The sequence below is a fragment of the Coraliomargarita algicola genome (assembly GCF_033878955.1).
In the GTDB taxonomy this organism is placed as follows: Bacteria; Verrucomicrobiota; Verrucomicrobiia; order Opitutales; family Coraliomargaritaceae; genus Thalassobacterium; species Thalassobacterium algicola.
Genome location: NZ_CP138858.1, coordinates 4616092 through 4638364 on the forward strand (window position 1 = coordinate 4616092; position 22273 = coordinate 4638364).

Here is a 22273-nt window from a genome sequence, read left to right on the forward strand (position 1 = left end):
ACCCTAACTTAACATCCTAATGAACATACTTGAAGTGATACTCTTTATTGGTGCCGTCGTCGGCGTCATTACGATTGGAATATGGAAAAGCCGCGATGAGGATACTTCTGGCGAGCAGGGCGCTTCCGATTATTTTCTCGCAGGGCGCGGGCTGACTTGGTGGTTGGTGGGCTTTTCACTGATTGCGGCCAATATTTCGACGGAGCAATTCGTTGGTATGTCAGGCTCGTCGGCCAATTGGCTGGGGATGGCGATTGCCTCTTATGAGTGGATGGCGGCTGTCACTTTGGTTTTTGTGGCTTTCTGGTTTTTGCCGAAGTTTCTCAAGGCGGGCCTTTATACGATTCCTGAATTTCTTCAATACCGCTTCGATGGTGTGGCACGTTTATCCATGGCGATCCCGGCGATTGTGACTTTGGTGTTTGTCACCACCTCGTCGGTGATTTTCTCAGGTGCCAAATTTGTGTCGGAGTATTACAACACCGTTCCGGTTCTCAATAGTTTGACTGCGATGTGCTGGCTGATTGCCATTTTCGCAGCGGTCTATGTTTTTGTGGGGGGCTTGAAGGCCTGTGCGTGGACGGATCTGGTGTGGGGCTCGGCATTGATTGCTGGGGGTGCGATCGTGATGTATATGGCCTTTTCCGTATTGTCGGAGAAGCCCGCAGATGAGTTGATTCTCACCAAAGTGGCGAACTCGACCGCGACAGTTGCGGATTTGGAAGGTGCCAGTGCCTGGGAGCGCTTTATGTTATTGAATGACGGTGTCGATGGCGAAGCCGTGGCATTAGAAGGACCCAATGGGACTGGCGGCAAGGTGCACATGGTGCGCCCCAAGACCGATTCCGACATTCCATGGACTGCTTTGATGATCGGCCTGTGGATTCCAAACTTTTTCTACTGGGGCTTGAATCAATATATCGTACAGCGAACACTTGGGTCCAAGTCGCTGGCAGAAGGGCAGAAGGGGATTGTTTTTGCCGCGGCTTTGAAGCTTTTAATCCCCTTCCTGGTGGTGATCCCCGGGATACTGGCATATAATTTGTTTAGTGGGGACCTGTTTAATGCGGCCACGGGGGAATACGACTATGATCGTGCCTTTCCGGTGCTGGTGCGTAATTTGATTAAGCCATATCCGTTAATCTCCTGGTTCGTCTTAGCCGCACTCTGTGGGGCGGTGATCAGTTCGCTGGCGTCGATGTTAAACTCGGCATCGACTATCGCGACCATGGATTTATATGCGAAATTTTCCGGTGAAAAGAATCCGGCGAAATTGGTCAAAGTGGGACGTGGTTTTGTGGTGCTCTTCGTGCTGCTCGCTGCACTGGTCGCGCCGGCCCTGGATAACTTCATCAGTATCTTTGCGTATATTCAGGAGTTCCAAGGCTTCATTTCGCCCGGTATCTTGGCCGTGTTTATCTTCGGCTTCTTCTCGCCCCGCACGCCGCGTTATTTCGGTGCTGTCGGCATCGGTTTGAATGTGGTCTCCTATGGTGCCTTTAAATGGTTGGTTGGGCCTTGGCTCGTTTCCAACGGGTGGTGGTATGCGGAGCAGATCGCGTTCCTCGACCGTATGGCGATTTGCTTCTTTATTGTCCTATTGGCCGGGCTCATCTTGACTGCGGTCAAGCCCATGAAAAAGCCTGTCGTCATGCCGGTGAACGATGTGATCGTATTGGAATCGTCCAAGGGCGCGCAGATCTGCGGTGTGCTGGTGGTCGTGGCGACTATCGCTCTTTATGCGATCTTCTGGTAAGCGCGCTACTGGCTTCGATTATGGTGAAACAATTTGCTCCATCCTGCATTCAGCAAACTAGAAAGTTTTTATCTCGTTGTGGGGACAGCGATTAAAAGTTTTTCTCTGAGATCCTAGGGGATTGGATCTCAGTAAAGATTTTGATGTTGTGGGGTGGGGCAGTCTCCATTCATGTAAGTTTTACTAGTAACATTTGGCAGGCGTATCGATCTTATGAGTTATGTGGCGTTTTTTATGGAATAAGCGAAAGCTCGTACTGTGTGGAAGTTTTCTCTGTTCGGGCTTGTCCCTGAGCTTGGCGGATCGCTTACCAGACTTTTCTTGGGATACTGTGCCCCGCTACATGCATATACGTAAGGCGACCGAGTTTACTCCGGAGGAGATCCAATATTTGGCGACTTTTCCGTTGATCACTTTGGAGAAAAGCACGGGCCATAAGGACTTTGGGAGCACCGAGGCAGGCACGCTGAAGGCCGCCACTGCCGTTAAAGCGATCAATCCACGCACTAAGATCTTATACTATCGCAACATCATCGTGCATTATGGTGGCTATGCGGCGAATGCTCAATTGGAGTCGATCCCGAACGCTTTTTTAGAAAGTGCTCAGGGGGATGCGGATCTCGTGCGTGGTAAAGTGCCCGCTTACGATCTTTCGAATCCCGCGGTCGAATCTTGGTGGATGCAGCACGCTAAAGAAATTTGTGAAGCTGCGGTGATTGATGGTATCTTTGTCGATGGTAACATTAAGGTGCTGGAGGACGGCTATTTGCGTCGTGATGTCGGCGCCGAAAAGAAGGCCGCGGTGAAGGCGACTTATCACGAGATGATGGCAGCGCTGCCCCGTGTGATCGGGCACGAAAAGTTAGTGGTGGCCAACATTATTCGAGCTCGCTTTGAAGATGCTGGTTTAGCTGCTTTAGAATACTTTGACGGCTCATATCTGGAAGGCTTTGAGCATGCTGTCGGTGGCATGTCGCGTGAAGATTACGTGGCCAAGGGGATTGCCGCGATGCAGGCGGCGGCTCGTTCGGGCAAAATTATTGCTTTTACCATTGGCATGGGGGCCGCTCAACAGAGTGAGATGGGCATTGATGAAAGTCGCTCGGGAATCGACGATCTCGCTTCGATTCAGGACCGCTTTACCTATGCGCTGGCGCTTTTTTTGATTTGCGCGGAGAAATACAGCTATTTCATGGCGACCGACGGCTACAGTGCCAACCGTGGGGGAAGCAAGTTGTGGATGCAGGACATCCCCGAATATCACCGGCCGCTGGGAAAACCACTGGGCCCTGCCCGGAATCGAGATTATTTGTACATTCGGGAATTCGAGCATGTGCGTGTATGGCTGGACATTGAGCATCAGCGAGCCGAGTTGCTTTGGAAGTAGGGATTACTTTTGACTCTATGAGAATATGTTTGGAGCGTTTTATCTGCTGCCTGCCAGTTATCTACTGATTGCTTTATTGATGGCGACAGATCGATCACGCAGTCACAGTGAAGGGAGATCGGATGCTTGCTGATTGTTGGATTCTCCAGTATCCTGATGTTGCTACCGCGATTGTTTGAACTTTGACACGTAGTCACTATTACTTGTTTATTATGAAACCTGCCTTCTTCCTTTGCTCCCTACTTGTTATTAATTTGCTGACTGGTTGTATGAGTACTCCGAAGTATTCGGAGTTCACCAAGACGATCAATTTTAGTTCACTGGATACGTTTAGCTATAAGCACACACTGGTCACAGGTATGGACTTTCGAAAGTCCGAGGAGTACTTACTTGAGGACCTTTCACAGCAAACTATTGTTGCGGAGCTGGCCGCTCGCGGTTTTGTGGAGAGTGATGCCGATGCCGACTTCTTTGCCGTGGTGAAGTGGAAGAAGTCGGTGAGCAGTCGCGTCAACCCATTTGACCATATCGACCCTTATAACGAAGTGATGGCGCGGCGGGATGATCCGAGCCAAATGTTTGCGCCGCGCTTACATTTGACTCTGGAAATTTACGAAACCAGCACCGGTAATATGTTTTGGCGTAAAGATTTGCCAAATATTTTTGAGGCGATTCAGCTGACAGAACAGCGCGTAGCGGATTCGCTTAGGCGCTCGATCGAGAATTTCCCGCAGCATATCGAGAAAGACCCAAATCTTCCCAATATTGAATAGTTCTAACTCTCTTCTACCTTACTATCCTATCCATTCTATCTATGACTCAGAGCTCCTTGTCTTTTAAGCGTCCAGAAGAGGATTTGTCCTCTCTTGAATTATTATCTGCAGAATTCACCAATACAGATGCGGCCATTGCGGAGATTGCCCGCTTGTCTGCGGTGCAGACACTTCCTCGTGGGGCGATTCACATGATTAGTGATATTCACGGTGAAGATAAAAAACTCCGTCACGTCATTAATAATGCCTCCGGTACACTACGGCCTTTGGTTGAGCAAATGTTTGGAGATCAGATGTCGGCTGAGGAGTTGAAGGACTTTCTTAAAATCACATTCTATCCTGCTGAGGTCACAGAGACGCTGGAAAACACATTAACCGATGCGGAGGAGCTCAAGCAATATGCGCGCAGGATTTTGAATCCACAATTTGAGTTGCTGCGTCATTTAATGTCGAATTATAGCCTGAAGTTGGCGACGGAGATTCTGCCCGCCGATTTTCAAAATTTGTTATTGGAGATCCTACATGCGCCGACCCGCGAGAGTGGACATCAGTTCGTCGAGGCGATCATCGACGAATTGCAACGGCAAGGGCGCTTATTGCACCTGATTCATATTGTCGGTCGTTTGATTCGTAATTTGGCAGTTGATGAGCTGATTATCGGGGGAGACTGTTGGGATCGTGGACCGCGGGGAGATCGTGTGGTCGACTACTTGCGTTTACAGCCCAATGTTTCATTTATATGGGGGAATCATGACGCGCTTTGGTTAGGAGCCGCGTTGGGGAATGAGGCATTGATTTGTACGGTTTTACGAGTTTCGCTGCGCTACCGTCGTATCAGTCAGCTAGATGAGGGCTACAGTGTGCCCTTGACGCCCTTAGAGCATTTAGCACGTGAGGTGTATGCCGAGGATCCAGCAGAGTTTTTTATGCCCAAGGGCGAAGGAATGCGACCTAAAGAACTCGTCGCTCGTATGCAGAAAGCCATTGCAGTGATGCAATTTAAATTAGATGGGCAATTGCTGGAGCGCAATCCAGCCTGGAAACTGGAGCATCGCCGTTTGATGCACCGGATTGATCTGGCGGCCGGTACCATTGAGATCGACGGCGTTGTTTATGAGTTGCGTGATAAAAACCTGCCTACAGTCGATCCCGAGAATCCTTACGCGCTGACTGAGGCGGAGCAGGATTGCCTCGATCGCTTAAAGGAGTCTTTTCTCAGCAGCCAAAAGTTGAGAGAGCAAATGAAGTTTATGGTCGGTCACGGCTCGATGTATTTGCAACGTGGGGATTGTCTCATCTTCCATGGTTGCGTGCCTGTGGATACGGCAGGTAATTTCCTCTCTCTTGAGATCGACGGACAGGAATATGCAGGTCGAGCGTTGTTTGAGGAGATTGAGGTGGTGGTGCGACGTGCACTTGAAAAGAGGAAAACAGCGGACCTCGATTTTCTTTGGTACCTCTGGTGCGGTCCACTCTCACCGCTGTTCGGGAAAGATCGTATTGCTACTTTAGAACGTGATTTGATTGCGGATAAGGCACCGCATCGTGAAAACAAAGATCCATACTTTGATTTGATTCATGAGGTGGATTTTTGTGACAAGGTGTTGCAAGAGTTTGGAGCCGATCCTCAGCACGGCTTGATCGTTAATGGGCATGTTCCCGTCAAGTTACAGCAGGGAGAGTCGCCGATTAAGCGAAGTGGGAAAGCGATTACTATCGATGGAGCGTTTTCAGAAGCGTATGGAGATCATGGATACACGCTCGTGCTGGAGCCCAGCCGAATTGTTTTGGCGGAGCACCATCATTTCGAATCCATGGAGTCTGCGATCAAAGATGGAGTCGATATCGTACCTAAAACGCAGGATATACGTGTCTTTGATCACCCTCAGTGTACACGGGAGACTGAACGAGGGCAACGAATCAACTATCGCATGAAAGAGTTAAAGCGACTGATCAAAGCCTATCGCAGCAATCGCTTGTATGAGCGTTGAAACTGTTATCAGGCAGATCGCTGTAATACTTATTTATTTACCACTGAGGGTTTCTAAGAGGCCTTGTTTGAAGCCGTAGCGTGGTTCCCAGCCCGTAGCGGCTAGTTTTTCTGCGCTGGCTCGGGAGTGTTTTACATCGCCCGCACGTGTACTCGCATGCTGAATCTTGGATTCTGATTCGGTTAGTGCGACAATCTTGCGCGCTAATGAATTGATGGTGGTGCTGCCTCCATAGCCGATGTTATACGCGCCGCTTACCGATTCTGTTTCGGCGGCATAGGCGAGTCCTGCTGCGATGTCCTTTACATAGATGAAGTCGCGGGTTTGTTCGCCATCTCCAAAGATGGTGATGGTTTCATTTTTCCGAGCCTTATCGATAAAGATTGGCACAGCTGCGGCATATGCGCTGTTCGGATCCTGGCGTGGCCCAAATACATTGAAGAAGCGCAGACTGGCAGTTTGTAGCAGGCCTTCGCTCGTCCATAAGTCGCAGTGGTACTCGCCGTCAAGTTTTGTTATGGCATAGGGACTCATTGGCTCCGGAACATCGTTTCCACTTTGGGCACGCTTGGGTTGTTGCCGTAAATGGCTGCGGAGCTGGCTAATACGAGCTTCTTGACCTTCGCGGTGGCTGCGGCTTCGAGCACATTCAGCAGACCGTTGACATTGAGGTCGACGCATTCGTGGGGCTTCTCCATCGATTCAGGAACGCTGATCAGTGCGGCCAGATGAAACACGTAGTCGACGCCTTCCATCGCTTTAGCGAGTGCTGCGCTATCCAGAATGCTGGCTTCGATGAATTCGCAATCCAGACCATCGAGATTGTGGCGATAGCCCGTGCGTAGGTTGTCCAGCACGCGGATTTCAGCTTTGCCTTGATAGTGTTCGACGACGTGACTGCCGATGAATCCGGCTCCTCCAGTGATTAAGATACGCATGATAGTTGGGCCTCCTTGGCTGCTTTGAAGACGACTGCATTCATCGCCTCTTGTTGTTCTTCGATTGATTTGACCAGTGCTATTTGAGTTCTGCAACGGTCAAGATTGTGTCCTTCGCGATGAGTTTTGAAATATTGATCGCCTTCCAGATAATCGGTGAGGAAGCGAATGCCTGTTTCCATGGTGATTAGTTTGCCGGCAAAAGAAAGTTCCTCCAGTTCGGTGGTGCAGAGCATCGAACCGGACCCTGCGATATAGCCTTTGGCCAGTGCTTCGAACATTGGCATTTGCATGATTACTTTGCTGGTGTCGGGTTCATCTTCGAGGGCAGGGCTGGTCGCTGTGCGCACCATGTCTCCGAAGTCGTAGAGCGCTAGGCCAGGCATGGCGGTGTCGAGGTCGATGACGCAAATGCCTTCGCCGGTTTCGTCGTCGATCATGACATTATTGAGCTTGCAGTCATTGTGCGTGATGCGCTCGGGCAGTTGCCCCGCTTCCAGCATTTTCAGCAGGCGGCCTGCGTCGTTTTCACGCGCGGTCAGGAAGTTTATCTCATCGCGAACGGAAGCGGCTCGATTGCAGACGTCCGCTTCGATGGCGCGGATCATATTTTGGTAGCGCGCGACTGTATTGTGAAAATTTGGAATCGTTTCATGCAAACGCTCACCGCCCAGATTAGAGAGTAATTGCTGGAAGGCGCCAAAGGCTTTGGCAGCTTGATAGGCTTGAGCTTCGCTTTCAATTTGGTCGTAGGTTTTGGCCTTTTCGATGAAGATGTAGCAGCGCCAGCAGTAGCCCGTGTCGTCGTGCACGTAGGGCTTGCCATCGCGCGCGGGCACAATGTTGAGGGCGCGGCGGGAGCAGTCTTCGGCTCCTGTCTGCTGGCAACTCTGTAAATTATGCTGGCAGACGCGTGCGATATTTTCCATCAGCTGGACGGGATTGGTAAAGATGCCGTGGTTGATGCGCTGAAAAATGTAGCGCATCGTAGCGCCGCCTTGGTTGAGGGTGACCGCAAAGGTGTCGTTGATGTGTCCGGAGCCGTAGGGCGCACCCTCTACGAAATCGCCATATAGCTGGAACATCGATGCGACCGACTTTAGGTGGTCGAGAGAAACGGGTGTGCGTTCGTATTTCATATTGTCGGTTGTGTGTGAAGGTTGGACGGGTAGATCGCTTGTGAAATGAGGTTTTGAATGAAGGCCTGCACGGCTGGCTTGTCTTCCCTATAAGTGACACCAGTCCATTGACTGTCGGTTTCCAGGACTTTAACTTGTGCTCGCTTGGCGCGGATCTCTTCATCGATGACGAAGGGGATATAGAATTCAGATTTCATCTCCTGGCCCTTTTCGGATAGGAATGTGCGAAATTGGTTTTCCAGGGCTGTAAACACACTGGGTTGAAATCCCCATAAGTTCATTGAGACGAGCTCATCACCTGTGAAGTTTCGGTCTTCCGCCTTGGCTCCGCTGCCGTCTTTGGCAATGGCAGTGACCTCTTCGACGCTTAATAGCTGGCCTAGTTCGTTGGTTTGGCAGACCCCACGTGAAACGGTTCCGTGTTCGCTCAGTGTGTTACGAAGCTTATAGGCCACCATTGTATGTGTGTGCGGCTCCTCTGACTTCATTAAGAAGGTGGCGAGCTGCTCGTAGGCGTTTCGACCGTAGAAATCGTCGGCATTGATGACTCCAAAAGGTTCCTGAATGACTTCTTGAGCCATTAAGATCGCATGGCCGGTGCCCCAGGGCTTACTACGCTCAGCGGGGGCGGCGAAGCCATCGGGGAGGGTGGTCAGTTCCTGAAAGACATACTCCACCGTGATCAACTTTTCATAGCGCGCGCCCACTATTTGTTTAAACTCTTCTTCAAAGTCCCGTCGTATGACGAAGACCACTTTGCCAAAGCCAGCGGCCATGGCATCGTATATCGAGTAATCCAAAATGGTTTCGCCTGAGGGCCCTACGGGATCCAGTTGCTTGAGGCCGCCGTAGCGACTACCCATTCCCGCGGCCAAGATGAGGAGAGTTGGCTTCTTTGTGTTCATAATGTTATTAATTCCATAAATATAACAAAAGTGGCAATCATAAAAGTAGGGGGATGTGAAAATTTAACAGTATCGATTGTTGGCTTAGTCCGTGTTGTGACCGACCTTTTGGCTGTAAGCCTTTGGGGGGATTCCGTAGGTGTTCTTGAAGGCTCGTGAGAATGCGAACAAGGAGTCGAAGCCGGTTCTTTGGGAAACTTCGGTGACGTTTAAGTTTGTTTCTTTGAGTAGCTTGGCTGCTTCGGAGAGACGCGACTCTCGGATGTAGCGTCCGAGGCTGACGCCCAGACGATCTCTAAAGACTGCGCGCAAGTGACTGACGGAGTATCCGAGAGCTTCGGCCAAATCTGCGATGGTGGGGGATTCTGTCAGGTGTGCTCGAACATAGCGATTGATCCGCTCAAGTATGATATCGCGCGAGTCATCCGTGGCATTGATATTGCACCGTTCCGGGGGGATTGTGGGCAGGCTGTGCATGTGGCTCAGAAAGCGCGATAGATGGAAGGCGATTTCGATTACGTTTTCGGTTTCTGCCCCACCTGTCAGGTAGGGCAGAAGTGTGTTCTGTAGCAAAAGAATGCTCTCTGCATCCAACTGACGTGGGCTGTTAAACAAGGGCTGAAGGCAGTCGGAATGCGCCATTTCAAATGTGATGAACAGCCAATTCAGTGATGGAGCTTCAACGTCCATATAATGATGGAATTGATTGGGGGGGATCAGCCCACAGTCACCCGGTTCGAATTGATAGGTATGGTCTCCGATGCGAACGGGGCCACCTCCATCAATGGCGCAGACGAGTTCAAAGCGATGGTGAAAATTGTTGCTCACACCCTCTGGGCGAAATGCGGCGGTATCCGTGCGTTGAAACAGAATGATATTATCAGGGGTAGCGGCTTTGGAAAGTAATAGACCCTCGAATAAGCTATTGGGAGAGTCCATTTGTCCCATCATGCGGCTAAGTGGTTGAAGTAGTGATTGGACTTTCGCAGATTTATTTGCCAAGGGTACCTGCTGGGGGCTGTTTTTCGATGTCTTCGTGCGTTTATCCATTCGGATGAATTTATATGTGAATTTGCCTTTGTCGATAATGCTTTGTTGGCATCTAGCTTGTGGGAGGCAGTAGATACTGGTTTGCTTTCCAGGCCTTGGCGTTTTCGTCGTAATAGATGGGGCAAATGATGCGTTGCTTGGGGTCGATTAGCATTCGACGATTGATAATTAGCTTCCATTGATCATCGATCCATCCCGCGAAGCTGATTTTGAGCCGATATGAATCCAGGTCTCGGGTGGAAATGAGAATGCTTTCTTTAGGGCGAAGTGGTTGAGGTTTGCCATTGGCTTGCTTCATGATGAGTGGCTCCTCGCTATTGTTAAAGATGAGTAGGCTGCCGGTGGGGACTTGATGCGGACTAATGTCAAGTGCTTGGGTGCGCCAGATTGATTCTTGTTCTGTTGATTCGGAATCGATTAAGACGAGCATTTGAGTGGACTCTTGAGGGAGCGTGAATTTGACACGTGGTAGCCAAGAGGCTTCTCCGTTCGCATTGATTGGCCCTTGCTCGTAGCAGGCAAAGTCTGCTGGTCCTTTATACTGTATGCCTTGGGATATATGGTCGGTTTTGAGCTGAATGGGCTCGCTGCTCTGCGGAGGGCTTGGGTAGAGCTCGGGAAAGCTGCTGCGTATTTGATAGAAGGTTTCAGCTTCTTCGTCGTAATGTGATTTGAGCATTTGCCGGCAAGGGAGCAGGAAAATGTCGCAATCGACCGCAAGCGTATCTTGTTGTGCTTTTAGCGGGGCGATACCTAAGCTAATTGCCAATGCGATGGTAGCGAGTGTCGATGTTTTGCTACGGATCAAGCTTAGGTTCCGTATTGTAGTTCTAATCGCCATGTTGAAGTGATATATTTGTTAACGATGTCAGGGCGGACTAGAGCTCGTCTTGCCCGATCCATTTTATGGATACAATTTCGTATTTGCGGCCGAAGCGTTTGTTGGCAGCAGAGGTGAGTGCATCTGGCGCTATGTAAGCTGCATCTGCCGAATCGACATATTCTATTCTTCGCTGAACGACCATTTCGCAGATTGCAGTGGCGGATTCTTCAGTGACTGGATTTATGGTATCGCCATAGGCTCGAATCTTGAAGCGGTCCGAGCGGGCCGTGATCGCATCGCCAATTTGCATTAAGACATCAGATTGCGCGAGATCGCCGGGGTAGTGGGCCGTGCTTTCGCCGTATACGCTGACGGGATCGACCGAATTTAAGACGCCCGCGCCTTGATAATCGTCGCTTGAATCTAAAGTCATTTTTCCTTGGTCGGCGCCAAAATGCTCCTTGTTTATATTTGTTTGAGCAATTGCCGCCGCGATAGCTCCTTTATAGTGGGGGGAGATTTCAGGAGTGCTACTTGCCTTTGCCGCGATTCCATAATTGAGCTCTTCTGTTGAGCTATATTCATCACTGTCGACCGAACGATTGACAAAGTGGGCGAGTGAGCGGAACGGACCACGTTTCTTGACTTCTTTGACGAGGGCTTCCGCGAGATCTTGGATCTCTGTATCTGATAGAATTCTAAAGCCGTTGTAGTAGCTTTGGTCGGTGTAGTCCGTTGTATTGTTTACAGTCGTTCCGCTGGGCGTTGCCATGCGACTGTAGGCTGCGTGCGTACCATCGTTGAAGGACTGATTATTGTTGTAGATGAAGTCGATGCCGCGCAAGCCGGAGAGAAAGGCCTTCCAGGATTCGATGGATGTTGAGTTAATATTAAAGGCTCCATTGACAATAAATTCGCTGGCAGATTGGCTGTAATTATTGAGTGCGGTGGGCGGCGTGCTGCTGTTCCAGTCGCTGCGGGGGCGAATGCGTGGGTTGAGTGCTTCGCTCACGCCTGAATCTTCATTGTATCCGGTAAATAAATACGAATCCCAGAGCACGTCGTTTAGTAAATAGGACCAGTCGGAGTGAACCAATTCCGGAGCTTCCATTACTCCATTCCGGTTGACCCATCCTTTGCGATAGAGCGAATCTACCGGGATGTATGGGTCGGCGAGAGAGTTTCCGATACTGTAGCTGGGATGGGTGGAGGTCTGGTGCGTGCTCCGTAGTTCAGAGTTGTAATCGCTGGTGCTCCATTTTTTTATATCAACCCATTTGCGTTGGCTGGTGCCGGTTGTCGACAGGTTGGCATGGGTTAGGCTGCCGACGGAACTGAAGTAGTTTTTCGCGCGTGGTAGGTCAAAGAGTGAGAAAGTTTTATTGCTGTTTGTATATCTGGAATCTTTGTCGGCCATCGGGATTGCACCAGTGCTATCGGCTTCGATTTCATCCAAAAAATTACGAATGTTGTGAGAACTTACAGATGAGCGTGATTGGAGAAAGAGTTGATTGTCACTGGGGCCACCACCGTTCCAGCCAGCAGGATGGGCTGTGCTGTGGAATGCTCGTGGGTTTTGGTGAGCCAGTAGATTTGTGGGCATTTTTTGTTCAGCTGAATTTGTATCAATCGCCATGAAGTTATCAGATAGGCGTAGATGATTGTACATGTAATTACTGGGGAAAAGGTCGCTGAGTAATACACTTGGTGGGAGTATTTCCGTTCCAGGTGTAAGAAAATCCGATGCTTGATATTGGGGAGAGCTTGAATCGTTTCCCAGCGGGTAGGTTGTTTGGAACATTCCTTGGCGTTGAAGAACGCTTGAAATGGAGTGATCATTCCCAGAGTCTGTATAGCCATTCATTCCTAGGGTGATAGACAAGCGTCCTCCATTGGTGTCGCTTAGGGGATAAATGTTATAGGGGGCCTTATCGGCTGGCAGCTCAAAGGTGTATGGAACGTCCTGATACAGGTAGGTGTCTCTTTGGAGGCCAGGTGATAAGAGATTGGTCTGGGCGGAGGTCGGGGCGTCTGTGGCGGGAGCAGCCAAAGGCATGGTTGAATTGGGAGTTACGATGATGGCTTGTCCCGGCTTAAAGGCGGTGGTGAAGGTGAAGCGCAGCGGTCGGTTCTTGACTGGACTTTGTGTGCGGGACACGGCTCCGCGACTGCTTTCGTAAAAGTGTCCGTCGGCTGCGTCGCCGAGGTCTTCGCCGTTGATGTTTTGGCCAGATTCTATGTGGTAAAAGGACAAGTCCCAGTTAGTTCGGCTTTCGATTTGCAGTTGGTACTCAGTTGTTTCGATCGCAATATTATAGGGGTTCCAGAGCACAAATGCGGGAAAAAGGCAAAGTCGTGGGCGAACCGTGTAAGTCGCTGGATCAGTGTCGTCTTCAGCGCTTGGAGTCTCGTCGTAGAGCGCTAGGTAAACTAGAATTTGTGAGTGGCTGATGATGGGGTAAATGCCGGATTGAGTTTCAGTCTGAGGGCGGGGGGGATGCTTGTTGCCGTGGTGCTTAAATTGAAAAAGGACTTAAACTGGTCCCAAGTGGGACCGCCAGCGTCTCTTGGATTGTCATATCCATAGCTGTAGGCACTAGAGCCAGTTCCTGCGGTGAATGGGTCGAATGCGGTGGTATCGTCGTAGTTATTTACAGTCTTTTCGGCGGGGCCGAAGAGCAGGACGCCGTTTTGATTAATGAAATTATTAAATTGAGCATTGTCGGCAAAAGCGATCGATAGATCCTGCTTCAGTCCGCCATCGCGGACGTTGGTTGGCAGCGCTTGATGGTTGAGTGTTAGGTCGTGGAAAAATAGTCGTGGCACCTGACTGGCTTTGATCGTGGGGTAGGCTGCGGATTCGAGTAGATTTTCTAATTGTGGAAGACTGGAGAGGCGTGCGTAATCACTCTGCGCATCGAGTGAGGCTAGATCGATTGCCTCTGTCGTATTCGCGATCACTTCGGGGGCCATTCGATAGGAGGCAAGTGAATACCTTTGATCCGAGTCGAGAGAGAGCGATGCCTCACTCGGGCGAACACTCGCTTTGACGCCTTCGTCACTGATCCACCAGGCGAAGTGTCCTGTGTCGCTTTCTGTGTCAGCCTTGATGGGGCTGGGGATGATGCGCAGGTCGTCGGCTGTAGTGCTTGAATTGTTACCGTTGAATAGACTGACGGCATTCGTTCCCGGTACATAATTGAGAGGGTAGTCCTCGCGATCACTATTGTTGAGAGTTGTCGGAAGGTCGCTAATCAGCCAAGTGAGAACAGGCTGGTTCTTTATCGGAGCCTCTTTACGGCCGGGGAGGGAGAAAGTCTCCGGTTCGCCAGTGGCTAGTGAAGATGGATCCGGGGCCTCGCTGCTCCATACACCGGTCCAGTATCGATTGGTCGCCAATTCATTGCTTGTAGTGGCGTTCGGACTGGTTAATTCGTTGCTTCGGTCCAGTATTTCTGCCCGCGCAGTGATCCTTTGGTCCGGCCCCGTGTGTTTTTGTAATTCCCCAAGAGCGAGCATTGCAGAGAGGTAGGCGTTTTGCTTCGCTCTTAATTGAACCATCTTTATATCAGATGCTCTGGATTCCACGCGGACGAAAGTACTCAATATGAGTAATAGCACTAGGGTGAATCCCATGAGTGCGAGTGCAATCACGATCGCGAAGCCTTGCTTGCGTTGTGTGCGGTGTATTAATTGTATCATTGGTTCTCGCTGCTTTCGAAATTAACTTGCTGTGTGTGGGGCGCGTATTTGTTTGCGCAAGGCTAGCAGGCACTATTCCATTTTTGTCGAATTTACAAATAAAGTAATAAATATCGCAAAAGTGATACTTTTTATTGGGGCAGGGTTTTCCTTAAGCTATGTAGAATTTGATGGAAATCTACATAAATAATTTTGGGATAGAGTTACGTAAAGTCTGTCTCAAGATTACCTGAATTTCTGTTCTTAAATCTACTCTAGGTGCTCTGTTCGAAAAAAAAATCCCCAGCACTGATGGGTGCTGGGGATGTGGATGCATGACTTTAATTGGATTTAGTGATTTGGGCTAGCGACGGCGTAGCATTGCGAGGCCGAGTGCGCAGAATCCTGCCAGTAATGCAAATGTTTGAGGTTCGGGGATCTGCGTCAGGCGAACTTCGCTAAGGCCCACTCGGTTGCCGTTCCAGTTGCTTGCCAGTGTAATGGTGAAGGATTGGATGCCGCTGTAAGTTGCGTCGAATGTGAATTGCTCAGCGGCTACGGATGTGGCTGCACCATCTCGTAGCGCCATTTGACCGGACTCAACGATGCCTACCTGATTGCTGGCGCCTGTATCACTGAAAAATGTGATCGTAAAGTCCTTGGTGAGGTTGGCTTCGTTGTCGTGAGAATAATTCCAGAGAATGACTGAATCAATGTTATCATAGACTTGATCCAGAGTGAAGGTTAGGATGGGGGGTGTGCCTGAATCGAAATAATTTGTATTACTGCCAGTTGTGGGCGTGACATAGCTTCCGTCGATAGAATCGAGGGCATGGCTTGTCGCGAGTGCTATGCTGGCATCTGTGCCTGTCGCGAGTGTGGTTGAACTACTGTCAAAGGTGAGGCTACTGCCGCCGTCGTCTGCTGTGCCGCCTACGAGGAAGTTGAGGCTGGATCCTGCATTGGCTGCGATATTGGATGTGGGAGTGTTCGGGTTTATGATAGTCGATGCATTGGCGAGCATTGCGCTCGCGAAGAATGCCAGGCTGTATAGGATGGTGTGTGTGTCGCTTCTTTTCATATTTCTTGGACTAGTGTTGTTCTTGGTGATGTGGTGAAAAAGTGAAGGGGACCTTGGGATGCAATTTGATCGTGGTTCCGATTCTTTCAAGGTTGTGATCGGCCTAGGAAAAGTTATGTAATCTTATCGGTCGGTGCTCGTTGTTGCATCATGAGTAGTTGGGGCGTGCTTCCTGTGTATGCCGATTCTGGTGAGTTACATAACCTTATGCTGGTGCATTTGGATGTCGCCTTAGATCTATTGTAGAGGCAATGTCTGGGGGCCTGCTTGCAGCCAGGAATCTTCGTGCAGTTGATCTATGTATTTGATTTTAGGATACATTATGTAGTGGAGTTTTATTTATGCGCGCAGGCATCGACTTCTTCTGATATCAACCACCTTCTATTTAATATGCATAAACTATTCAGCACATCCTCAGTTACTAGATGGACACAATCTTCTGAGCGCCCGCGGCGAACCGCGGGGCGTTTCTCCTTTGATTTTAAAGGGCAGATGCGAAATGCAGCATTATGCCTATTGATGACGACATCGGTAACACTTGCGGCGAAGGTTTCTGTGGAAAAACCAGATGCGTGGTGGAGCAGTGCGGATCCAGATGCTTTGAGTGATTGGCAGGATAAGCGCTTCGGCATGTTTATCCACTGGGGGCCTGTGGCGATTAGTGGAGAGCGTATTAGTTGGTCGCGTGGGGATCCCACACCTGTCGAAGTATATGATAATCTTTATAAGCAATTCGATGCGGTGAATTTCGACCCTGATGCGTGGGTGACACTTGCTAAGGAAACTGGAATGAAATACATCGTGCTGACGACTAAGCACCACGATGGTTTCTGCCTTTGGGACTCTCAATATACGGAGTATGATGTTATGAATACACCGTTGAAGCGCGATGTGGTTAAGGAATTAGCAGAAGCGTGTAAAAAGCAAGGCATGCCCTTTGGTACTTACTACTCTGTATGTGATTGGCATCATGAAGACTTCCCGCGCACAGGTGTGGGAGGTTCTGAAGTTCGCGAAGGTGCGGATTTTGAGGTATATAAAAAATACTTGAGAAACCAAGTTACGGAGTTGGTTAAGAATTATGGTCCCCTGATTTGCATGTGGTATGACGTGCCACAAGGCGTGAGTATTGAGGAAGGTTGGGAGAATGTACGTTTTGTTCGCGAACTGCAGCCGGATATTTTGGTGAATGACCGCTCTGGGGGGCATAAGGGCTTGGGACTTGGCGATTTTACCACACCAGAACGTCACGTGGGCGATTTTGATATCGAGCGCCCATGGGAAAGCTGCATGCCTCTGGGGCGTAGTTGGTCATGGAAGCCGAACGAAGTGCTTAAGCCGCTGAGTGAATGCATTCAATCACTAGCAAGCACTGCCGGCGGGGGAGGCAATTTATTGCTGAATGTCGGGCCTACGCCGGATGGCGTCATTGAGCCTGAACAGGTCGAAAGGCTTCGTGAGATCGGAGATTGGATGGAGCAATATGGGCATACGATTTACTCTACCCGTGGGGGGCCTTATATGACGACTCGTCACATGGCGACCACGCGAAAGGACAATAAGGTATACGTGCATATCCTTAATTGGCCGGATAATGTTCTGTTTCTGCCGAAGCTTCCGGCAAACATCGTTTCGCATCGCCTGTTAACCGGTGGCACGGCGCGGCTCGAAGCAGTCGATGATGGCTACATCATCAACATTGACGAGGCGGACCGCTCTGCGCTCGATACGATTCTAGAGCTCGAACTGGATCGCTCCGCGATGGATCTCGCTCCTGTTGCGGTTGCTGAAGTCAATCGCCCGGTCACTGAAGGTCGCTCTGCAGTTGCTAATGAAGTTCGTAATATTCGCGGGAATGTCAGGCGCTATGCTGCTGGCAATGCGGTGGATGGTGATTTTCATAAGCGCTGGTCAGTCGAAATGGAAACTCGCGAGTCATGGTTGGAAGTTGATTTGGGGGGCATGAAAACTTTCGAGCGTGGTTACATTCTTGAATTCGGACAGAATATTCAGGAATTCGAGTTGTTGGCTAAAGTGGGGGACTCATGGAAGGTCTTCCACCGTGGCACCAGAATCGGTAAGGACTATGAATTTAACTTTGAACCAGTGACTGCTCAATTTGTGCGCTTGAACATTTTAAAGGCGACGGGATCTCCTTCGATTGCAGAGATGCAATTGTATGCTCCTTTTCAGACTCGAGAAAAGTAAGGAGCTGAGTCGGCAGGATGCGGGCCGAGCGATCGGCTTCTGCTTTTGCTGAAGCTTAGGTATCTAGATCTTACAGCCGATTATAAGGAAGGCTTCTTTATAATCGGCTGTTTTGTGTCTAGAGTTTGATGGAGCGTGGCTCTCTGGATTGAACCCTTAGATGTCGATTTGTTCGATTATTTCCAGATCGTAGCCGTCAATGCCGACGACTTTGCGCTGAGTGCTGGACATGAGGCGAATTTGCTTGAGGCCTAGTTCGACCAGAATTTGGGCACCGATACCGTAGTCACGAAAGTCCATCTTTGTGGGCCCCACATCTTTGATGGCGGTTTTGTCGCTGCTTTCGATGACACGAATACCGCCTTGTGGTTGTTCGATGTAGAGAAGCACGCCGTGGCCTTCGTGTGCGATGCGTTCCATTGCGGCATTAAGTGAGTTGTAGCCGCCGAGCGTTTTGGAGCGAAAGATATCACCGAGCAGGTTCTCACTCTGAACGCGCACCAGGGTGGGCGCTTCGCTGAGCTCGCCCATGCTGAGTGCGAGGTGTTGGCGGTTGTCCAGGATGCTGCGGAAAATGTGTAGATCAAAAGTGCCGAATTCGGACTCGAATGGCTTGGTGAGCACGTGTTCGATGAGTTTGTCGCGAGTGTGACGATACTCAATGAGATCTGCGATGCAGATGAGCTTTAAGTTATGCTTCTTTTTATACTCGATCAGGTAGGGCAAGCGAGCGGAGGCGCCCTCTTCATTTAAAATTTCGCAAATGACGCCTGCAGGATTCAGACCAGCAAGTTGTACGAGGTCGACCGCGGCCTCGGTGTGGCCAGCGCGTTGCAGGACGCCGCCTGGCTTGGCACGCAGTGGAAACACGTGGCCAGGTTGCACCAGCATGTCCTGGTGGGATTTTGGATCGCCGAGAATGCGGATAGTCTCGGCGCGATCATAGGCGCTGATGCCTGTGGTGATGCCTTCGGCGGCATCGACGGAGATGGTGAAGTCGGTCTGGTGCGACTCGCGGTTTTCCGAGGCCATACGGTTGATCCCGAGGCGGCGCAACTGATGCGAGAGCATGGGCACGCAGATCAATCCGCGAGCGTGCATGATCATTTGATTGACCGCTTGTGGTGTGACTTTTTCGGCAGCCATTACGAGGTCACCCTCGTTTTCGCGGGACTCGTCATCGGTTACGATGACCATTTTACCGGCGGCGATATCGGCGATCGCGGATTCAATGCTATCGAAAGGGCTGTCTAAATTAGGTACTGTGCTCATGGGAAAGTGTCCGGAGTCGGGTTGAATGAAAGGAGAGGAGTATTTTCAGGAAATTGCGTGGCGCAATCGTCTTTTATAGAAAGAGCTGGATTAGATTTGCCAAAGTCAGCAGGGCACAAAATTCTCTGCGATTATGGCAGAAGGAAAAAAGCAAGCGACCTGGGGCGGACGGTTCTCCGAAGGCCCCGCAGAATTGATGCTCCGCATCGGTGAATCCGTATCATTTGATCAACGGCTGGCTCCGTTTGATGTGCAAGGCAGTAAAGCGCAAGCAGCCATGCTGGCGCATGTCGGCATTATTACAGATGAAGAGCGCGACGCGATTCAGGCTGGGCTTGACGCCATTTTGGCCAAAGTCGAGGCCGGAGAGTTTTTCTGGGACCCTGAGCTGGAGGATGTCCACATGAACATCGAGCAAGCGCTAACACAGGAGGTGCCGGCGGCCGCCAAACTACATACGGCACGTAGTCGCAACGACCAAGTGGCGACTGATATGCGGCTGTGGTTTAAGTATGCCTGTGATGAGGTGGACGCCTCTTTGGCTGCAGTGATCGCTTCTTTGGTCGATCTTGCTGAGAGAACACAGACGGTCATTATTCCGGGGTATACTCATTTACAACGTGCGCAACCCGTGTCGATGGCGCATCATCTATTGGCCTATGTGGAAATGTTTGCGCGTGACCGCACTCGCATCGCGGCGGTTAAAGAACAGGCGAATGTCTGCCCACTAGGTTCGGGTGCGATTGCGGGCACCACATTGCCCATCGATCGTGAGTTTGTGGCCAAAGAACTTGGTTTCGTTGACGCACAGGGCCGGCCACAGGTCACCCAGAACAGTATGGATGCCGTGAGCGATCGCGATAGCTTTATTCAATTTGCTTCTGCCTGTGCCTCGATCGGTGTGCATCTTTCACGTCTTGCTGAAGATTTTATCTTGTGGAGTAGCGCGGAGTTCGGATTTGTTAAATTGCCAGATGCATTCACGACCGGTTCTAGCTTGATGCCGCAGAAAAAGAATCCCGATGCCTTTGAGTTGATTCGTGGTAAATCAGCACGTTTGACCGGGAATTTGCAAATGCTGCTGACCATGGTTAAAGGTCTGCCCTTGACCTATAACCGCGACCTGCAAGAGGACAAGCCGCCAGTCTTTGATAGTTTTGATCAAACCGTATTGATCCTCGACTGTGTGGCCGCCTGCTTGCCGGGGGTTCAAGCAGATGCCAAGCGTTGTGCAGCTGCAGTGGCCGACCCTGCATTACTGGCGACCGATGTTGTGGATTATTTAGTCAAAAAGGCGGTGCCATTTCGCGAAGCACATCATGTGGTGGGTGCCTTAGTCGGGCTTTCTGAGCAGTTGGAAACGCCACTGAATGAACTGCCTTACGAAGAGGTAGCGAAGATTCACGCTGCACTCGGTGCGGACTGGGTGGATGCCTTTGATTTAAGTAAAGCACTCGCTGCGCGTGATAAGCCCGGTATGCCGGGGCCCGATCAAGTTGCTGCGCGTATCGCGCATTGGCGGCAGAAGTAGGAATTCTTCGTAGCCGGGTTGGCTCTGCCGCCCGGTCGTGTTTTCGGGCTGGGCGGCGGAGCCAACCAGCTACGTCGGATGTGAGATTAACCGCTTGTCGTTTCGGGCCTTATTTCGGATACTGCTGCTTTCCTCTAATTATGAAGGCTTTCTTTAATCTCTTTTTCGCTGTGCTCCTCTCTACGCTCGGTTGCACTGCTGAGGAACCGCAGCCGCAAAATGCTGATATTGAGCCTTTTGTTCATTGGCTACTCGATGATGGCGGTCGTCTGGAGGATGTCCGTTTTGCGGCGGTCGCGGAAGCGGTGTCTGCTTGTCAGGTGTTGCCAGTCGACGCATCGGATCCTGTTGATGCCGCTATGCTTGCGCATGTGCAGACGACGCTGGATGCGATGTTGCTAGAGTTGGCACAGCCTGATAACTCGATCCACACAGTGGGGCGGGTGAATGAGATCAGTCGTCATGTGGAGGATTTTTTGCTGGCGCATCTAAACGAGGCCGATGGCTACGAGTGCTCGATCCCGCCTAATGCGTCGGGCAAAGAACAACGTTCGGGCTATCCGGATCTGCGTTTGGAGCACTCTGCGAGCGGACGCGTTTTTTACATCGACCCAAAGGTCTATAAGCAGGGGAGCGAAACTAGTAGCTTTCGCACTTTCTACTTCGAGCCCAAGCGCGAGACCAATAAGATTTTAGACGATGCGTCGCATCTGATTGTTGGTATCGCACACGAGGGCAAGGTGGATGGGCTCTGGCAACTGAACGCGTGGAAGTTGGTCGACTTGATCAACTTTCGTGTGCGGCTCAAAGCAGAGTTTCAGTCCAGTAACCGGGAGCTGTATCAGGCAGATGCAGTGCTGTGTGAAAGCGGGACTGAGTGATTATTCGTTGACCAACTCGATGCCGTTTTCTGTGATGAGAATACGGCGCTGTTTATACAGTCTGCCTAGCCCTTGTTTGAAAGCCTTTTTGCTCGTGTCGAAGGTGGCGCGGATGGCTTCGGGAGTGCTCTTGTCGTTGAAAGGCATTGCACCACCGGCAGCTTCAAGCTTTTCGAGGATGATCTGACTGACGCCGTCCACTCGGCCGTAGCCGGAGGGATCGCGACGGAGGTCAATCTTACCGTCGTTGTGAACCTTTTTAATATAGCCAGTGAATTGGTCGCCGGGTTCGAGTTGGTCGGAGGTCTCTTGGTGGTAGAGCAGGCCGCGGTAGCGTTTATCAATGATGGATTTGAAACCGAGCGGCGAGTCGCCGTAAATCAGCACGTGTACGGCATCGCCGACTTCGTAAGGTGGTTTTTCAGCCGGCAGGTGGTTATGCAGGCGAGTGGAGGCGACTACGCGATTAGTATATTCGTCGACATAGACGGCAACAATGGCACCGTCGCCTTCAGTGAAGTGGGTGTTGCCTTGCTCGCGATAGGGGAGCAGGAGGTCTTTGCTCAAACCCCAGTCGAGAAAGGCACCTGCGGTGGGGTGCACGCTGATCACTTCAAGATAGGCAAACTCGCCAGCTTGAGCGTAGGGCTTTTCCGTGGTCGCGACCAAGCGATCTTCCGAATCGTTATAGACGAATACCTCGACTTCGCTGCCGATGCTCATGTCCGGTGTGACGTAGCGTGTGGGCATGAGGATTTTGTCATGCGGTCCGCCGTCGAGGTAGAGGCCGTGGTCGCTTTTCTCGAGCACGGTAAGTGTGTTGTATCTGCCGATGTTTGCCATTGTATGGAGTGAAT

General features: G+C 50.7%; 16 protein-coding genes and 1 pseudogene. 7 read left to right on the forward strand and 10 right to left on the reverse strand.

Annotated elements, in window-relative coordinates:
- Positions 1-19: 19 nt before the first annotated feature.
- The 4 genes from SH580_RS19070 (at position 20) to SH580_RS19085 (ending at position 5907) form a co-directional block, all read left to right on the forward strand.
- A complete protein-coding gene (locus tag SH580_RS19070; RefSeq protein WP_319832401.1) occupies positions 20-1756 on the forward strand; it encodes a sodium:solute symporter family transporter in 1737 nt (578 codons plus the stop codon).
- A 343-nt stretch (positions 1757-2099) separates the two neighbouring features.
- On the forward strand, positions 2100-3143 hold the full coding sequence (locus SH580_RS19075) for a putative glycoside hydrolase (protein ID WP_319832402.1): 1044 nt from the start codon (positions 2100-2102) through the stop codon (positions 3141-3143).
- A gap of 212 nt (positions 3144-3355) precedes the next feature.
- Complete coding sequence (locus SH580_RS19080; protein ID WP_319832403.1) at positions 3356-3916, forward strand: DUF4136 domain-containing protein; 561 nt, start codon at positions 3356-3358, stop codon at positions 3914-3916.
- Positions 3917-3957: 41 nt separating this feature from the next.
- A complete protein-coding gene (locus SH580_RS19085) occupies positions 3958-5907 on the forward strand; it encodes a fructose-bisphosphatase class III (protein WP_319832404.1) in 1950 nt (649 codons plus the stop codon).
- A 33-nt stretch (positions 5908-5940) separates the two neighbouring features.
- On the opposite strand, the pseudogene SH580_RS22250 reads toward SH580_RS19085, so the two are convergent.
- The 8 genes and pseudogenes from SH580_RS22250 to SH580_RS19130 form a co-directional block, all read right to left on the reverse strand.
- Positions 5941-6845, reverse strand: a pseudogene (locus tag SH580_RS22250) (NAD-dependent epimerase/dehydratase family protein).
- On the reverse strand, positions 6833-7984 hold the full coding sequence (locus SH580_RS19100; protein ID WP_319832407.1) for a phosphotransferase enzyme family protein: 1152 nt from the start codon (positions 7982-7984) through the stop codon (positions 6833-6835). Before SH580_RS19100 ends, SH580_RS22250 begins: the two are co-directional and overlap by 13 nt.
- Entirely contained in the window at positions 7981-8889 is a 909-nt protein-coding gene (locus SH580_RS19105; protein WP_319832408.1) for a nucleotidyltransferase family protein, read from the reverse strand. The genes SH580_RS19100 and SH580_RS19105 overlap by 4 nt, the downstream gene beginning before the upstream one ends.
- A gap of 84 nt (positions 8890-8973) precedes the next feature.
- Positions 8974-9840 carry a helix-turn-helix transcriptional regulator gene (locus SH580_RS19110; protein WP_319832409.1) on the reverse strand — a complete coding sequence of 289 codons (867 nt, stop codon included), beginning with the start codon at positions 9838-9840 and terminating at the stop codon, positions 8974-8976.
- A 151-nt stretch (positions 9841-9991) separates the two neighbouring features.
- Positions 9992-10780: a hypothetical protein gene (locus SH580_RS19115; protein WP_319832410.1), complete on the reverse strand. Its 789-nt coding sequence runs from the start codon at positions 10778-10780 to the stop codon at positions 9992-9994.
- A 37-nt stretch (positions 10781-10817) separates the two neighbouring features.
- On the reverse strand, positions 10818-13094 hold the full coding sequence (locus tag SH580_RS19120; protein ID WP_319832411.1) for a hypothetical protein: 2277 nt from the start codon (positions 13092-13094) through the stop codon (positions 10818-10820).
- Positions 13095-13192: 98 nt separating this feature from the next.
- On the reverse strand, positions 13193-14464 hold the full coding sequence (locus tag SH580_RS19125) for a hypothetical protein (RefSeq protein ID WP_319832412.1): 1272 nt from the start codon (positions 14462-14464) through the stop codon (positions 13193-13195).
- Positions 14465-14807: 343 nt separating this feature from the next.
- Positions 14808-15524, reverse strand: coding sequence for a hypothetical protein (locus SH580_RS19130; protein ID WP_319832413.1), 717 nt, complete (start codon positions 15522-15524; stop codon positions 14808-14810).
- Between the two features lie 519 nt (positions 15525-16043).
- Between SH580_RS19130 and SH580_RS19135 the strand changes: the two genes are divergently transcribed.
- Positions 16044-17732: an alpha-L-fucosidase gene (locus SH580_RS19135; RefSeq protein ID WP_319832414.1), complete on the forward strand. Its 1689-nt coding sequence runs from the start codon at positions 16044-16046 to the stop codon at positions 17730-17732.
- A 156-nt stretch (positions 17733-17888) separates the two neighbouring features.
- Here the strand turns inward: SH580_RS19135 and ribB are convergent, their stop codons facing one another.
- Entirely contained in the window at positions 17889-19004 is a 1116-nt protein-coding gene (gene ribB, locus SH580_RS19140; protein ID WP_319832415.1) for a 3,4-dihydroxy-2-butanone-4-phosphate synthase, read from the reverse strand.
- Between the two features lie 133 nt (positions 19005-19137).
- Between ribB and argH the strand changes: the two genes are divergently transcribed.
- Complete coding sequence (gene argH, locus SH580_RS19145; protein ID WP_319832416.1) at positions 19138-20535, forward strand: argininosuccinate lyase; 1398 nt, start codon at positions 19138-19140, stop codon at positions 20533-20535.
- A 140-nt stretch (positions 20536-20675) separates the two neighbouring features.
- A complete protein-coding gene (locus tag SH580_RS19150) occupies positions 20676-21416 on the forward strand; it encodes a hypothetical protein (RefSeq protein WP_319832417.1) in 741 nt (246 codons plus the stop codon).
- Here SH580_RS19150 and SH580_RS19155 read toward each other — a convergent pair whose 3' ends face one another.
- The gene (locus tag SH580_RS19155) at positions 21417-22259 is read right to left on the reverse strand and encodes a CvfB family protein (RefSeq protein ID WP_319832418.1); all 843 of its coding nucleotides are present in this window, start codon (positions 22257-22259) and stop codon (positions 21417-21419) included.
- Between the last annotated feature and the right edge of the window lie 14 nt (positions 22260-22273).

Excerpts from the sequence above, each read along its gene's own strand:
- SH580_RS19070 (WP_319832401.1), top strand. The coding sequence starts at position 20 with ATGAACATACTTGAAGTGATACTCTTTATTGGTGCCGTCGTCGGCGTC.
- SH580_RS19075 (WP_319832402.1), top strand. The coding sequence starts at position 2,100 with ATGCATATACGTAAGGCGACCGAGTTTACTCCGGAGGAGATCCAATAT.
- SH580_RS19080 (WP_319832403.1), top strand. The coding sequence starts at position 3,356 with ATGAAACCTGCCTTCTTCCTTTGCTCCCTACTTGTTATTAATTTGCTG.
- SH580_RS19085 (WP_319832404.1), top strand. The coding sequence starts at position 3,958 with ATGACTCAGAGCTCCTTGTCTTTTAAGCGTCCAGAAGAGGATTTGTCC.
- SH580_RS19100 (WP_319832407.1), bottom strand. The coding sequence starts at position 7,984 with ATGAAATACGAACGCACACCCGTTTCTCTCGACCACCTAAAGTCGGTC.
- SH580_RS19105 (WP_319832408.1), bottom strand. The coding sequence starts at position 8,889 with ATGAACACAAAGAAGCCAACTCTCCTCATCTTGGCCGCGGGAATGGGT.
- SH580_RS19110 (WP_319832409.1), bottom strand. The coding sequence starts at position 9,840 with ATGATGGGACAAATGGACTCTCCCAATAGCTTATTCGAGGGTCTATTA.
- SH580_RS19115 (WP_319832410.1), bottom strand. The coding sequence starts at position 10,780 with ATGGCGATTAGAACTACAATACGGAACCTAAGCTTGATCCGTAGCAAA.
- SH580_RS19125 (WP_319832412.1), bottom strand. The coding sequence starts at position 14,464 with ATGATACAATTAATACACCGCACACAACGCAAGCAAGGCTTCGCGATC.
- SH580_RS19130 (WP_319832413.1), bottom strand. The coding sequence starts at position 15,524 with ATGAAAAGAAGCGACACACACACCATCCTATACAGCCTGGCATTCTTC.
- SH580_RS19135 (WP_319832414.1), top strand. The coding sequence starts at position 16,044 with ATGACGACATCGGTAACACTTGCGGCGAAGGTTTCTGTGGAAAAACCA.
- ribB (WP_319832415.1), bottom strand. The coding sequence starts at position 19,004 with ATGAGCACAGTACCTAATTTAGACAGCCCTTTCGATAGCATTGAATCC.
- argH (WP_319832416.1), top strand. The coding sequence starts at position 19,138 with ATGGCAGAAGGAAAAAAGCAAGCGACCTGGGGCGGACGGTTCTCCGAA.
- SH580_RS19150 (WP_319832417.1), top strand. The coding sequence starts at position 20,676 with ATGAAGGCTTTCTTTAATCTCTTTTTCGCTGTGCTCCTCTCTACGCTC.
- SH580_RS19155 (WP_319832418.1), bottom strand. The coding sequence starts at position 22,259 with ATGGCAAACATCGGCAGATACAACACACTTACCGTGCTCGAGAAAAGC.